We start from the raw sequence: 15,276 nt of genomic DNA on the forward strand, positions 1-15,276 counted from the left end.
CGCGGTGAAGACCTGCCGGGGTTAGGGCCGGTATCGGTACGCGCGACGGCTTTCGATCGCGATCATCAGGCCCGCGCAGCCGATCGTCAGAATTCCGACGAGAGCGAGGCCGTCCGGGAAATGGCCGAATCCGAACCAGCCGACGAGCGTCGCCCAGATCAGCTGCACGTAGAGAATCGGCGACAGCAAGGACGCGGGCGCGTCGCGGAAGGCGCGGATCAGCAGGAAATGACCGGTGCCGCCATAGACCCCGAGCGAAGCGATCAGCAGCGCGTCGCCCGCATCCGGCATCGGCCCGGCCCAGTACCATGGCAGCAGCAGCGTCATCACCGCGGTGCCGACGAGTGCGGTGTAGAAAAGCATGTTCACCGGTGACTCGGTCGGCGACAGCTGACGCGTGAGGATCTGGTACACCGCGTAGCTGACCGCCGCGCCGAGCGCGAGCGCGACGCCTTCGGCGACGAGGCCGCTACCCGGCCGCGCGATCAGCAGCACGCCGGCGAAGCCGGTCAGGACGGCGACCCAGCGTACCGCGCCGATGCGTTCGCCAAGCACGGGGCCGGCCATCAACGTGACGAGCAGCGGTGCGGCAAAGACGATCGCGGTCGTCTCTGCGAGCGGCATCCGCTGCAACGCGGCGATGTTCAGGAACGTGACCGCAAGCAGGCAGGCCGCGCGGACGATCTGGCGCCCCGGCCGTCTCGTCGCGACGAGCTTGAGGCGCATCGACGGTGCGAGAAACACCACCATCAGCACGAAGTGCACTGCGTAGCGCGCCCAAACGAGCATCGGTACCGGGTAGCTGGCCGCGAGGCGCTTCGCCGTTGCGTCGAGCAGCACGAACAGGAGCAGGGCGGCGAGCAGCAGCATGACGCTGCGCAGCGCGTGGGGATGGGAGTCGCTCATGAGTCGGGGAATCGATGGTTATTGTCGTTGGCCGGTCCGCGGGACCGAGCGCGATTCTAGCGGCTGTCGCACCTGCGTTACCGGCGGCGCGAGCGATCGAAGCGCCGAGAAAAGGCGGAAGATCACGAAAGCTGCGTTGGCCTCGGAGCGGATCCGCGGCGCGGGCGCATAGTGTCCGTAGCCCCGGGAGTGCGATGCGAAAGTCGCAGGCGTCCCGGCCAGCGTAGCGAGCGCGTGGCGATTCAGGTCTTGCTGCTCTCGACGAAGTAGTCGAGGCGGCCGCGCGGGGCGAGGTATTCGACGAGCTCGAGCGGGAGCTTCGCCGGGCTCAACGCCGATTCGACCGTGAGATCGGCGTCGCGCAGGTCGATCAGCAAGGCTTCCGAACGCGGGATGTCGGGGTCGTGCAGCATCACGAGCGGGTGGAGCAGGGCAGCAGGGTTCGTTTCGACGACCATGCCGACGCCACCGTTGGACAGCGCGACGAAGGTCCCCGGGGGATAGACGCCGAGCGTCTTGATGAACAGCTGCAGCATCTGCGCGTCGTAGCGCGCGGCCTCGCTACGGAACATCTGCCGCAGCGCCTCGGCCGGCGCCCTGGCCTCGCGCAGATCGAACGGGTTGCACAGGTTGTCGTAGCGATTCGCGATCGCGGCGATGCGCGCGAGGCGCGGGATGCGTTCGCCCGCGAGGCGGTTCGGGAAGCCGGTGCCGTCGGTGAATTCGTGGTGACACGCGATGATGTTCTTCACCGGCACCGGCAGGTCGCGGAAACCGCTGACCGCCTTGATGCCGTAGCCGACGTGCGCGCGATAGAAGTCCTCCTCCGGCCCCGTCCGCTTGCTGCTGCGAAGCACGCGCGACGGAATGTCCTGCTTGCCGACGTCGTGGAGCAGTGCGCCGAGGCCGAGATGACGCATTTCTTCTTCGGACAGGCGCAGGCTCTTCCCGAGCATCAGCGACAACGCGGTGACGTTCAGCGCGTGGAACGCCAGCCCGCCTTCGCGGCTCTTCTGGCCGACGAGATGGACCACCATGTCGTCGGCGGCCAGCAGATTTTCGACCAGGCCGCCGACGAGCGCGGACGCCTGGCGGTGGGCGTCCTGCGGCCGCGCGAGCAGAGAACGGAAGACTTCGCCCGCTGCGATCGTGTTCTGCTCGAACAGTCGTTCGCGTCGCGCCATGCCTTCGCGCTGCTGCCGCACCCGTTCGATGCGCGCACGCTTTTCGTCCTGCATCGACGCGAGTGCGGACGACGCGAAATCCGGTTCGGCAGCCCGCGGCGAGCCCGGGACCGCCGCGGGCAGCGGCTCGGCGCTGCTGCGCGACGGATCCCATTCGATTTCGGTGATCCCCATCGCCCGGATCGCCTGGATCTGCTTGTCGCTAGTGAGACAAAACCGATTCAGCAGGAAGGGATGGCCCATCCAGCCGTATTCGACGAGCGAGATGAAAATTCCGGGGCGCAGGCGGGCAACATTTATTCGGGGCATCGGGATACAGGCGTCCGGAGGAAAGCGGATTCTAACAGCGCTCGATATGTGGCTTGGATATCGCGGGCGCCGGGCCTAGCGGCGCTGTGTCGCCTTCACTATCCAGCCGTTGAAGACGCCGCGCGCTGCTTCCGCGACCTCGTTGGCGGTCAGACCGACCGGCCCGATGCCCTCGCGCGCGAGGCGATCGGCCGCTGCGCCGTGAAGATGCACGGCCGCGAGCAGCGCCGGCTCCGCCGGCCAGCCCTGGGCGAGCAGGCTCGCGATCAGACCCGTGAGCACGTCCCCCATGCCGCCGCTCGCCATCCCGGGATGGCCGCTGTTGTTGATGAACCACCTTCCGTCGGGCGTCGCAAGCACGCTGCCGCTGCCCTTGAGTACGACCTCGGCATGAAAGCGACGTGCGAGCTCGATCGCGGCGGCGACGCGGTCGGCCTGAACGCTCGCCGCGTCGCTTCCGAGAAGGCGCCCGGCCTCGCCGGGGTGGGGCGTGATCAGCGTCGGCGCCGCGCGCGCCATCACGAGCGGCCGCAGATGCGGCGCGACCGCAAGCAGGTTGAGTGCATCGGCGTCGAGCACCAGCGGTTTGTCGCTTGTGGCGGCCCGCTCGACGAGCGCGACCGCAATCGCGCCGGCTCCCAGTCCGGGGCCGAGGGCGAGCACGGTCGCCTGCTCGATGACTTGTTCGGGGCGCTTCAGCATGAGCTCCGGCTGGACGAAATCGACTGCGGGTGCGTCGTCGTCGACGAGTCCGACGAGTACTCGCCCGCTGCCTAGCTTCAGCGCTGCACGGCCCGCGAGCAGCGCGGCCCCGGTCATCCCGGGTGCGCCGCCGATGATTCCGACATCGCCGTAGCTGCCCTTGTGCGTGTTCTGCAGACGCGGATGGAGGAACGGGACGATCATCGTCGGGCGAACCTGGAGGCCGTGCGGAGCCAGGCGCGCTGCCGCTTCGATGTCGAGCCGGTGCACATTGACGACGCCCGCGTAATCCGGTCCGTCGAGGGTCAGCAATCCGGGCTTCAGCGCGATGAAGGTCAGCGTCGCAGTCGCGCGGAAGATCGTTCCGAGCACCGAGCCGGTGTCGGCGTCCAGCCCGCTCGGAACGTCGATCGCGAGGCGGGGGGTGTCCTGCGCGTTCAACGTCGAGATCCAGGTCGCGTATCGCCCCTCGACCGGGCGCTTCAGGCCGATGCCGAAGATCGCGTCGACGACGAGCGCCCAGCCGCCCGCGGGTGCGGCGGGGAAGTCGGAAACCGTTTCTCCCCCAGCCGCGCGCCACGCGGCGAAGGCGGCCGCGGCGTCGGGCGGGAGTGCCGCAGGATCGTCGGCGAAGGCGACCGTGACGTTGCGTCCGGCCTGCAGCAGCCGCCGGGCCATCACGAAGCCGTCGCCGCCGTTGTTGCCCGGCCCGCATGCGATGAGGATCGGGCCGTTGCGGTCCTGCGTGAGTCGGACCGCTTCTTCGGCCGAAGCGCGCCCGGCGCGCTCCATCAGGGTCGGCTGGGCGCCGGGTTTGACCAGCGCTTCGATCGCGCGGATGCCCGCAACCGGATAGATCGGGCTCGGGGGCTGCAACATGGGCGCTCCGGATGACAGGGGGAAGGGGCGATTCTAACGCCCGCATACTCCCGGTCCTTCATCGCGCAGGCAAAAAAGCCGCGCACGCCGCGACGGTCGTCGGCGCGAAATCCCGCCGAGTTTCAGTTGTCGGGATGCCCGCGACGCTTCTCGATCCGGGTCTCCTGCGCGAGCTCCACCGTGCCGTCCTCATGCTGGGTCTCGAGGCGAACCGTGAAGCCCCACAGCCGCGCCATGTGCTTCATCACCTCGTCCGCGGTTCCGCCGAGCGGCCGGCGGCGGTACTGCTGGTGGCGCAGCGTCAGCGAGCGGTCGCCGCGCAGGTCGACGTTCCACACCTGGATGTTCGGTTCGCGGCTGCCGAGGTTGTACTGGTCGGACAGGATTTCGCGCACCCGGCGATAGCCCGAGCCGTCGTGGATCGCCGAAACCTTCAGCTTGGGTTCGTGTTCGTCGTCGAGGATCGCGAACAGCCGGAAATCGCGCATGACTTTCGGCGACAGGTACTGTGCGACGAAGCTCTCGTCCTTGAAATTCCGCATCGCGAATTCCATCGTCTCGCGCCAATCGCTGCCGGCGATGTCGGGGAACCATGCGTAATCCTCTTCGGTCGGCGATTCGCAGATGCGCCGGATGTCCTGCCACATCGCGAAGCCGAGCGCGTAGGGGTTGATGCCGTTGTACCAGCGCTCGTTGTAGGCGGGCTGATAGACGACGTTGGTATGTGATTGCAGGAACTCGAGCATGAAGCTGTCGGCGAGCAGCCCTTCGTCGTACAGCCGGTTGAGCAGCGTGTAGTGCCAGAAGCACGCCCAGCCCTCGTTCATCACCTGGGTCTGCCGCTGCGGGAAGAAGTACTGCGCGATCTTGCGCACGATGCGGACGATCTCACGCTGCCACGGCTCGAGCAGCGGTGCGTGCTTCTCGACGAAGTAGAGGAGGTTCTCTTCCGGCTCGGGCGGGAAGCGCTGCACCTGCACCTTGTCGGGTTTCGTGTCGTGAACCGGCAACGTGCGCCACAGCTGGTTGACCTGGCTCTGCAGGTACTCGGTGCGCTCGGCCTGGCGCAGCTTTTCCTTTGCGAGCGACAGCTTCGGCGGCCGCTTGTAACGGTCGACGCCGAGGTTCATCAGCGCGTGGCACGAGTCGAGCAGCAGCTCCACTTCCTCCTCGCCGTAGCGCTCCTCGCATTCGGCGATGTAGTGCCGCGCGAAGATCAGGTAGTCGATGATTGCGTCGGCGTTCGTCCAGGTCTGGAAGAGGTAGTTGCCCTTGAAGAAGCTGTTGTGGCCGTACGCCGCGTGCGCGATCACCAGCGCCTGCATCGTCAGCGTGTTCTCCTCCATCAGGTAGGCGATGCAGGGGTTCGAGTTGATGACGATCTCGTACGCGAGCCCCATCTGGCCGCGCCGGTAGCTCTTCTCGGTCGACAGGAAATGCTTGCCGAACGACCAGTGGTGGTAATTGACCGGCATGCCGACCGACGCGTATGCGTCCATCATCTGTTCGGCGGTGATCAGCTCGATCTGCGGGGGATAGACGTCGAGGCCGAACTCCTTGGCGACGCGGGCGATCTGCTCGTGGTACTCGTCGATCGCCTCGAAGCTCCATTCCGACGTCGCGGGCAAGTGGACGGTCTTCTTTACGGTCGCACGTTTCATACGAGAGTCTTCTTGAACAGTTCGCGGAAAACCGGATAGATGTCGGCCGGCGCCTCGATTCTCTGCATGGCGAAGTTCTTGTGCCCGGAGAACAGCTTTTCGTATTCGCGCCACAGGTTCTGCGGCTCGCCGGGTGTGATCTCGATGTAGGCGAAATACTGGCACCACGGAAGGATCTGCGCGCCGAGGATCTCGCGGCAGATCGGCGAGTCGTTGTCCCAGTTGTCGCCGTCGGAAGCCTGCGCGCCGTAGATGTTCCAGCTGCCGTGACCGTAGCGTTCGGCGATGACCTCGTGCATCAGCTTCAGCGCGCTCGACACGACGGTGCCGCCCGATTCGCGCGAGTGGAAGAATTCCTCCTCGTCGACTTCCTTCGCGACCGTGTGATGGCGGATGAAGACGACGTCGATGTGCTCGTACGTGCGGTTGAGGAAGAGGTACAGCAGCATGAAGAAGCGCTTCGCGGTCGCCTTCTTCTCCTCGTCCATCGACCCCGATACGTCCATCACGCAGAACATCACCGCCTGCGTCGTCGGCTTCGGCACCTTGATGCGGTTGTTGTAGCGCAGATCGAAACTGTCGATGAACGGGATCGCTTCGATCTTCGCGCGCAAGCGCGCGATTTCGTCGCGCAATTCGTCGGCGCGTTCGCTGTCCCCGTCGCCCGAGGCGACGAGCTCTTCGAGTTCCTGTTGCAGCGCGCGCAGGCGCGACGCCGAAGGCGAACCGAGCGCGAGGCGGCGCCCCAGCGCGCCGCGCATCGAGCGGATGATGTTGATGTTCGCGGGCGTGCCATCCGACTTGAAACCGGCGCGCTGCGTCTTGAAGTCGGTGACCCGCGCGAGCTGCGTGCGGATCAGGTTCGGCAGCGCGAGGTCGTCGAAGAAGATGTCGAGGAACTCTTCGCGCGAGAGCTGGAAGACGAAATCGTCCTCGCCTTCGCCTTCGTTGCTTGCCTTGCCGCCGCCCTTGCCGCCGCCGCCCGGGGGCGGCCGGTTGATCAGGTCGCCGGTGGAAAACTGGTCGTTGCCGGAGAACACCTGGTCCCAGATGCCGCCGCGCCCGTGCTGGAACTGCGGTTCGCTCAGGTCCTTCGACGGGATTGAGATCTGCTCGCCGTTATCGAGATCGCGAATCGAGCGGTTCTGAATAGCGTCGGTGACGGCCCGCCGGATCTGCTGCTTGAATCGGCGCATGAAGCGCTGGCGATTGACGGCGCTTTTTTTCTTGCTGTCGAACCTGCGATCGATGATGCGGGTCATGAGGCCCTCCGAAGTCGATGCGGGACGCCGCCCGGCCGCGGCCGGGCGGCGCGTCGATCACGAGGATTTGCGAACCCGCAGATACCACTCGCACAGCAACCGCACCTGCTTCTCGGTGTAACCCTTCTCGATCATGCGATCGACGAAGTCCTGGTGCTTCTTCTGCTCCTCGCCGCTCGCCTTCGCGTTGAAGCTGATGACCGGCAGCAACTCTTCGGTGTTCGAGAACATCTTCTTCTCGATCACGCCGCGCAGCTTCTCGTAGCTCGTCCAGCTCGGGTTCTTGCCGTCGTTCTTCGCCCGCGCGCGCAGCACAAAGTTCACCACCTCGTTGCGGAAGTCCTTCGGGTTGCTGATGCCCGCAGGCTTCTCGATCTTCTCGAGCTCGTCGTTCAGCGCCGAGCGGTCGAGGATCTCGCCGGTGTTCGGATCGCGGAATTCCTGGTCCTGGATCCAGAAGTCGGCGTAGGTCACGTAGCGATCGAAGATGTTCTGCCCGTATTCGGAATAGCTTTCGAGGTACGCGGTCTGGATCTCCTTGCCGATGAACTCGGCGTAGCGCGGCGCAAGGTATTCCTTGATGTAGCCCATGTAGCGCGCCTCGGTTTCGGCCGGAAACTGCTCCTGCTCGATCTGCTGTTCGAGCACGTACATGAGGTGCACCGGGTTGGCCGCAACCTCGCGATGGTCGAAGTTGAACACTTTCGACAGCGCCTTGAACGCGAAGCGCGTCGACAGCCCAGTCATGCCTTCGTCGACGCCGGCGTAGTCGCGGTACTCCTGGAAGCTCTTCGCCTTCGGGTCGGTGTCCTTGAGGTTCTCACCGTCATAGACGCGCATTTTCGAGTAGATGCTGGAGTTCTCGGGCTCCTTCAGCCGAGACAGCACCGCGAACTGCGCCATCATCTTCAGCGTGTCGGGCGCGCACGGCGCCTTCGTCAGCGAGCTTTCGAAGAGGAGCTTTTCGTAGATGTGAACTTCGTCCGACACGCGCAGGCAGTACGGCACCTTCACCGTGTAGATCCGGTCGAGGAAGGCCTCGTTGTTCTTGTTGTTCTTGAACGCGACCCATTCGGACTCGTTCGAGTGCGCCATCACGATGCCGTCGAACGGGATCGCGCCGAAACCTTCGGTGCCCTTGTAGTTGCCTTCCTGCGTCGCCGTCAGCAGCGGATGCAGCACCTTGATCGGCGCCTTGAACATTTCGACGAATTCGAGCAGGCCGCGGTTCGCCAGGCACAGGCCGCCCGAATAGCTGTAAGCGTCCGGGTCGTCCTGCGAGTATTCCTCGAGCTTGCGGATGTCGATCTTGCCGACGAGCGACGAGATGTCCTGGTTGTTCTCGTCTCCCGGCTCGGTCTTCGCGACGGCGGTCTGCTTCAGCACCGACGGGCGCAGCTTCACCACGCGAAAGCGCGTGATGTCGCCGCCGAATTCGTGCAGCCGCTTCACGGCCCAAGGGCTCATGATCGTATTGACGTAACGGCTCGGAATGCCGAAATCGTCCTCGAGCAGGCGGCCGTCCTCGTTGAGGTCGAACAGGCCGAGCGGTGACTCATGGACCGGCGATCCCTTGATCGCGTAGAACGGCACCTTCTCGATCAGCGACTTGAGCTTCTCGGCGAGCGAGGACTTGCCGCCGCCGACCGGTCCGAGCAGGTAGAGGATCTGTTTCTTCTCCTCCAGCCCCTGCGCCGCGTGCCGGAAGTAGGCCACGATGTGCTCGATGACCTCTTCCATTCCGTAGAAGTCGCGGAACGCGGGATAGAGCTTCAGGACCTTGTTGGAAAAAATGCGCGAAAGCCTCGGATCGAGACGGGTATCGACCAGCTCCGGCTCTCCGATCGCCATCAGCATCCGTTCGGCAGCGGTCGCGTAGGCCGAGCGATCCGATTTGCAGAGCTCGAGATACTCCTGGATCGACATCTCTTCTTCACGGGCTGCCTCGAATCGCGCCTGGTAGGCGTTGAAGATGCTCATCTGAATATCTCCTGTCGTGGTCGAACCGTCGCGGTAGCGCTGCGGGAGGCCGTCGCCGGTTCCTTGCGGCTCACGGGAATTTCCCGTGATTCGATGTTAGAGACCGTCACCTGTCAGAGGGAGGATGGGGCTGCAAGTTCCATGCAATCCACCTGCCCGCCAGCAAGACTCGCGGGTCCATTCTGACCCCTCGAACCGCCTGGAAGGAAGGCCTTATTGCTGTGATAGAATCGAGATTTATTCGTAACATTTCGCCGTAGCAGAAACCCCTCCGGAATAACGGAAATAAGCGATCCGGATCCGCCGCGGCGCAACTTTGACTTGTCAGGGATCACCTATGCAGACCAACCAGGAAACGCAGGGCGCGCTCGAGCGCCGCATCGACATGACCGTGCCCATGGCGGAAATCGAAAAGGAAGTCGATTCGCGCCTGAAGCGTATGGCCCGCACGGTGAAAATGCCGGGTTTTCGCCCCGGCAAGGTCCCGATGAAGATCGTCGCCCAGACCTATGGTTCGCAGGCGCGTTCCGAGGCGATCGGCGCGGCCGTCGAAAAAGTGTTCGGCGACAAGGTCCGCGAACAGAACCTGCGAGTCGCCGGCTACCCGCGGATCGAGCCGAAACAGGGCGCGGGCGAGGGAACACTGGAATTCAGCGCGGTCTTCGAAGTCTACCCGCAGGTGCCGCTGGGTGCTCTGTCGGAGCACAAGATCGAGCGTCCGACGCTGACGGTCGGCGACGCCGAGGTGGACAAGACGATCGACGTCCTGCGCAAGCAGCGCACGACGTTCGAGGCGACGGATCGCGCCGCGCAGGAAGGTGACCGGGTGGTCATCGATTTCGCGGGCAGCAAGGACGGCGAGCTCTTCGAAGGGGGCAAGGCCGAGGACTTTCCGTTTGTGATCGGTGCTGGTTCGATGCTGCAGGACTTCGAGACCGCGGTGACCGGACTGAAGGCGGGCGAAAGCAAGACCTTCGACATGACTTTCCCGGAGGACTACCACGCGAAGAACCTCGCGGGCCAGCTGGTGCAGTTCGAGATCACCATGAAGCGGGTCGAAGCCCCGAAGCTGCCGGAGATCGATGCCGATTTCGCGAAGGCGCTCGGCGTTGCCGACGGCGACGTGACGAAGCTGCGCGACGAAGTCCGTGCGAACCTCGAGCGCGAGGTGAAGCGCCGCATTCAGGCGAAGACCAAAGAGCAGGTGATGGACGCGCTGCTCGCTGCGAACCCGATCGAAGTGCCGAAGGCACTGGTCGAGCAGGAGTCGCTGCAACTGGCCGAGAACGCCAAGCGCGACCTCGAGATGCGCGGCATGAAGACTAAGGACATCCCGGTCGAACCGGCATGGTTCGCCGATCAGGCGGTGCGCCGCGTCAAGCTGGGCTTGATCATGGCAGAATTGGTCAAGGTCAAGGAACTCTACGCCAAACCGGAACAAGTTCGCGCTTTGGTGGACGAAATGGCACAGAGCTACGAAGATCCTGCTGAACTCGTGCGCTGGTATTACGCTCAGCCGGAACGGCTCGCGCAGGCGGAGGCGGTGGTGATCGAGGACAACGTGGTCGCGTGGGTTGCGTCCGAGGCGCAGACCACCGACAAGCCGGTGTCTTTTGACGAACTGATGGGTAACGCGGCCTGACGCCGCAAAGGGCGAACGATGAGCAACTCAGCGCCACACGGAAGCAATTGGGACCCGGTCGGCCTCGGCCTGGTCCCGATGGTCGTCGAACAGAGCGGTCGCGGCGAGCGCGCCTACGACATCTACTCGCGACTGCTGAAGGAGCGGGTGATCTTTCTGGTCGGGCCGGTCAATGACGTGACCGCGAACCTGATCGTGGCGCAGCTCCTGTTCCTCGAGTCCGAAAACCCGGACAAGGACATCTACTTCTATATCAACTCCCCGGGCGGATCGGTGTCCGCGGGCATGGCGATCTACGACACGATGCAGTTCATCAAGCCGCATGTCAGCACCTTGTGCATCGGCATGGCGGCGAGCATGGGCTCCTTCCTGCTCGCCGCGGGCGAAAAGGGCAAGCGCTTCTGCCTGCCGAACTCGCGAGTGATGATCCACCAGCCGCTGGGCGGTTTCCAGGGGCAGGCGTCGGACATCGAGATCCACGCGCGCGAGATTCTCAGCATCCGCGCGAAACTCAACGAAATGCTCGCGAAACATACCGGACAGCCGCTCGAGCGCATCGAGAAGGACACCGATCGGGACCGATTCATGTCGGCGACCGAGGCGACGGAATACGGGATCGTCGACCGTGTGTTGACGACCCGCTCGGACGCCTGAATCAAGAGAGGAAGACCATGACGGAGAAAAAGGCGGGAGGCGAAAAGCTTCTTTACTGCTCGTTCTGCGGGAAGAGCCAGCATGAGGTTCGCAAGCTGATTGCGGGTCCGTCAGTCTTCATCTGCGACGAGTGCATCGAACTGTGCAACGACATCATTCGCGACGAGATTTCCGAAGCGACCGATGCCGAAGGCGCGCGGGCGAGCCTGCCGACGCCGCAGGAGATCTGCGAGATCCTGAATCAGTACGTGATCGGGCAGACGCAGGCGAAGCGCAATCTTTCAGTCGCCGTATATAACCATTACAAGCGTCTGCGCCATCTCGCGGTCCGCAAGGACGAAGTCGAGCTGTCGAAGAGCAACATCCTGCTGATCGGACCGACCGGATCGGGCAAGACGCTGCTCGCACAGACGCTTGCACGCCTGCTCAACGTGCCCTTCGTGATGGCCGATGCGACGACGCTCACCGAAGCCGGCTACGTCGGAGAGGACGTCGAGAACATCATCCAGAAGCTGCTGCAGAAGTGCGACTACGACGTCGACAAGGCGCAGAACGGCATCGTCTATATCGACGAGATCGACAAGATCTCGCGCAAGTCGGACAACCCGTCGATCACGCGCGACGTGTCGGGCGAGGGCGTGCAGCAGGCGCTCCTGAAGCTCATCGAAGGCACGGTCGCTTCGATTCCGCCGCAGGGCGGGCGCAAGCATCCGAACCAGGACTTCATCCAGGTCGACACGACGAACATCCTGTTCATCTGCGGCGGCGCATTCGACGGCCTCGACAAGGTGATCCGCAATCGCACCGAGAAGATCGGCATCGGTTTCGGCGCGCAGATCAAGAGCCGCGAAGGCAGGGACGTGTCCGAATCGTTCCGCCAGGTCGAGCCTGAAGACCTGATCAAGTTCGGCCTCATCCCCGAGTTCGTCGGCCGGCTGCCGGTCGTCGCGACTTTGCAGGAACTCGACGAGGAGGCGCTGATCCAGATCCTCGTGGAGCCGAAGAACGCACTCGTGAAGCAATACCAGAAGTTGTTCTCGATGGAAGGCGTCGAACTGGAAATCCGCCCGGCCGCGCTCCACGCAGTCGCGAGAAAGGCGATTCGCAGGAAGACCGGGGCACGTGGATTGCGTTCGATTCTCGAGTCGGCATTGCTCGACATCATGTACGACCTGCCGGCAATGGAAGGCGTCGAAAAGGTGGTTGTCGACGAAGGAACGATCGAAGAGGGCGCTCAGCCGCTGCTGATTTACGCGGAACAGGCCAAGGTATCCGGTTCGAACTGAACGGTTGACCGCCGATCCGGTCGCGCGACGCTTGATTTTTCCTGGTCGGGCCCCCATGTGGGCTCGACACGTCTTTAGAGGTAAAAACAATCATGTCAGGCCCGCTTGACCTCCCCACCGAACAAATGGAACTGCCCCTCTTGCCCCTGCGGGACGTCGTCGTGTTCCCGCACATGGTGATTCCCCTCTTCGTCGGGCGCCCGAAGTCGATCAAGGCGCTCGAGAACGCAATGGAGGCGGGCAAAGGAATCCTCCTCGTCGCGCAGAAGTCCGCTGCGAAGGATGAGCCGTCCGCCGAAGATCTCTACGAGATCGGCTGCATCGCGAACATCCTGCAGATGCTCAAGCTGCCCGATGGCACGATCAAGGTGCTTGTCGAAGGCGTGCAACGCGCGCGTGTCGATTCCGTCGAGGATCAGCGCAGCGTCTTCGTCGCGAAAGTCACGCCGGTGCCGGTGCCCGAGGTCGATAACAACGAGCTCGAGGCAATGCGCCGCGCGATCATCGCGCAATTCGACCAGTACGTGAAACTGAACAAGAAGATTCCGCCGGAGATCCTCGCGTCGCTCGCCGGAATCGAGGACCCGGGTCGCCTCGCGGACACGATCGCCGCGCACCTGCCGCTGAAGCTCGAACAGAAGCAGGAAGTGCTCGAGATGTTCGGCACCGGCGAGCGGCTCGAGCGGCTGCTGACCCAGCTCGAAACCGAACTCGACATCCTGCAGGTCGAAAAGCGCATCCGTGGGCGCGTCAAGCGCCAGATGGAGAAGAGCCAGCGCGAGTACTACCTCAACGAGCAGGTCAAGGCGATCCAGAAGGAACTCGGGGAAGGCGAGGAAGGTGCCGATCTCGAGGAGATGGACAAGAAGATCAAGGCCTCCGGGATGCCGAAGGAGGCGCTCGCGAAGGCTCAGTCCGAGCTCAAGAAGCTGCGCCTGATGTCGCCGATGTCGGCCGAAGCGACCGTCGTTCGCAACTACATCGAGACGCTGATCGGCCTGCCGTGGAAGCGCAAGTCGCGCGTCAGCAAGGACCTCGGCGAAGCCCAGAAGGTGCTCGATCGCGACCACTACGGTCTCGAGCGCGTCAAGGAACGCATCCTCGAATATCTCGCGGTCCAGCAGCGTGTCGACAAGGTCAAGGCACCGATCCTGTGCCTCGTCGGCGCGCCCGGCGTCGGCAAGACCTCGCTCGGCCAGTCGATCGCGAAGGCGACGAACCGCAAGTTCGTGCGCATGGCGCTCGGCGGCGTGCGCGACGAAGCCGAGATCCGCGGCCACCGCCGCACCTACATCGGCTCGATGCCGGGCAAGATCCTGCAGAACATGCAGAAGGTCGGCGTCAAGAACCCGCTGTTCCTGCTTGACGAAGTGGACAAGCTCGGTCAGGACTTCCGCGGCGACCCGAGTTCGGCGTTGCTCGAAGTGCTCGACCCGGAGCAGAACCACACGTTTGCCGACCACTACATCGAAGTCGACTTCGACTTGTCCGATGTGATGTTCGTCGCGACCGCGAACACGCTGAACATCCCGGCCCCGCTTCTCGACCGGATGGAAGTGATCCGCCTGTCGGGTTACACCGAGGACGAGAAGGTCAATATTGCCCAGCGCTATCTGCTGCCCAAGCAGATGAAGAACAACGGCCTGAAGCGCGACGAGTTGTCGGTCACCGAGGACGCGCTGCGCGACGTCTGCCGCTATTACACGCGGGAGGCCGGCGTGCGCAGCCTCGAGCGCGAAGTCTCGAAGATCTGCCGCAAGGTCGTGAAGTCGCTGGTGCTGCGCAACCGGTCGACGAAGATCGTCGTCAATGCGAAGACCCTCGACAAGTATCTGGGCGTGCGCAAGTACTCGTTCGGCGTCGCCGAGAGGGAAAACCAGGTCGGCCAGGTCACGGGGCTCGCCTGGACCGAGGTCGGCGGCGAGTTGCTGACGGTCGAGGCGGTCGTGTTGCCGGGCAAGGGCAAGGTCATGACGACCGGCAAGCTCGGCGAGGTGATGCAGGAGTCGATCCAGGCCGCGCTATCGGTCGTGCGCAAGCGCGCCCGCTCGCTCGGCATCCACGACGACTTCTACCAGAAGAGCGACATCCACATTCACCTGCCGGAAGGCGCGATCCCGAAGGACGGTCCGTCGGCCGGCATCGCGATCTCGACCGCGCTGGTTTCGGTGTTGACCGGGATTCCGGTGCGGTGCGACGTCGCGATGACCGGTGAGATCACGTTGCGTGGCGAGGTTCTCCCGATCGGCGGCCTGAAGGAAAAACTCCTCGCGGCCGTGCGCGGTGGAATTCGGACCGCGCTGATTCCCGAGGAGAACGTCAAGGATCTCGCCGAGATTCCCGACAACATCAAGAATGCGCTGAAGATCACGCCGGTGCGCTGGATCGATCAGGTGCTCGAGCACGCGCTCGAGCGTCAGCCGCAGCCGCTGACCGAGTCAGAGGTCGAAGACCACGCCCGCGCGGTGCGGGACGAGTCCGAGTCCGCTGCCGGCGGAAAAGCGGTGCGCGCGCATTGAGATCTATGTTGCGGTAATTCCCCGGAGTCGCAGCCGTTTGCAATCCAAAGGTTGCAACGGCTGCGGCCTCGGGGTGCGTCGACCTGCGCGGGCGGGAACGCTGCTGTCGTGCCTCCTAGCAGTGTGTTGATTTACGATAAATCCTAGTATTAGCGGGTATTTCAGGGCTGATATAATTCCATTCGAATCAACAAATCAATAATCTCGATGCGTGGCACCGACCACAAACAGAACGCTCTGTTCAGTTACGTCAATATTGAGGACCGCATTCCTGCCGACCACCCGTTGCGTC

At 63.8% G+C, this 15,276-nt stretch carries 10 protein-coding genes; 4 read left to right on the plus strand and 6 right to left on the minus strand.

Annotated elements, in window-relative coordinates; all coding sequences use genetic code 11:
* Window positions 1-21 precede the first annotated feature (21 nt).
* The 6 genes from ROZ37_RS16550 to ROZ37_RS16575 form a co-directional block, all read right to left on the minus strand.
* Window positions 22-906, minus strand: a complete 885-nt coding sequence (locus ROZ37_RS16550; RefSeq protein ID WP_312660972.1) for a DMT family transporter — start codon at window positions 904-906, stop codon at window positions 22-24.
* 242 nt (window positions 907-1,148) lie between these two features.
* On the minus strand, window positions 1,149-2,399 hold the full coding sequence (locus ROZ37_RS16555) for a DUF3391 domain-containing protein (protein ID WP_312660973.1): 1,251 nt from the start codon (window positions 2,397-2,399) through the stop codon (window positions 1,149-1,151).
* A 75-nt stretch (window positions 2,400-2,474) separates the two neighbouring features.
* Window positions 2,475-3,980: an NAD(P)H-hydrate dehydratase gene (locus tag ROZ37_RS16560; RefSeq protein WP_312660974.1), complete on the minus strand. Its 1,506-nt coding sequence runs from the start codon at window positions 3,978-3,980 to the stop codon at window positions 2,475-2,477.
* Window positions 3,981-4,102: 122 nt separating this feature from the next.
* Entirely contained in the window at window positions 4,103-5,641 is a 1,539-nt protein-coding gene (locus ROZ37_RS16565) for a SpoVR family protein (RefSeq protein WP_312660975.1), read from the minus strand.
* Window positions 5,638-6,903 carry a YeaH/YhbH family protein gene (locus ROZ37_RS16570; protein ID WP_312660978.1) on the minus strand — a complete coding sequence of 422 codons (1,266 nt, stop codon included), beginning with the start codon at window positions 6,901-6,903 and terminating at the stop codon, window positions 5,638-5,640. Before ROZ37_RS16570 ends, ROZ37_RS16565 begins: the two co-directional genes overlap by 4 nt.
* Before the next feature lie 57 nt (window positions 6,904-6,960).
* On the minus strand, window positions 6,961-8,883 hold the full coding sequence (locus ROZ37_RS16575) for a PrkA family serine protein kinase (protein WP_312660979.1): 1,923 nt from the start codon (window positions 8,881-8,883) through the stop codon (window positions 6,961-6,963).
* Between the two features lie 337 nt (window positions 8,884-9,220).
* Here ROZ37_RS16575 and tig point away from each other — a divergent pair, with 337 nt between their 5' ends.
* From tig to lon, 4 genes are all read left to right on the plus strand, one after another.
* Complete coding sequence (gene tig / locus ROZ37_RS16580; protein WP_312660980.1) at window positions 9,221-10,525, plus strand: trigger factor; 1,305 nt, start codon at window positions 9,221-9,223, stop codon at window positions 10,523-10,525.
* 18 nt (window positions 10,526-10,543) lie between these two features.
* Entirely contained in the window at window positions 10,544-11,179 is a 636-nt protein-coding gene (gene clpP / locus ROZ37_RS16585; RefSeq protein ID WP_312660981.1) for an ATP-dependent Clp endopeptidase proteolytic subunit ClpP, read from the plus strand.
* A 17-nt stretch (window positions 11,180-11,196) separates the two neighbouring features.
* Window positions 11,197-12,465: an ATP-dependent Clp protease ATP-binding subunit ClpX gene (gene clpX / locus ROZ37_RS16590; protein ID WP_312660982.1), complete on the plus strand. Its 1,269-nt coding sequence runs from the start codon at window positions 11,197-11,199 to the stop codon at window positions 12,463-12,465.
* A 92-nt stretch (window positions 12,466-12,557) separates the two neighbouring features.
* Window positions 12,558-14,984: an endopeptidase La gene (gene lon, locus ROZ37_RS16595; protein WP_312660983.1), complete on the plus strand. Its 2,427-nt coding sequence runs from the start codon at window positions 12,558-12,560 to the stop codon at window positions 14,982-14,984.
* Window positions 14,985-15,276: the final 292 nt, after the last annotated feature.

Source organism: Aromatoleum sp. (genome assembly GCF_032027225.1).
Taxonomy (GTDB): domain Bacteria; phylum Pseudomonadota; class Gammaproteobacteria; order Burkholderiales; family Rhodocyclaceae; genus Aromatoleum.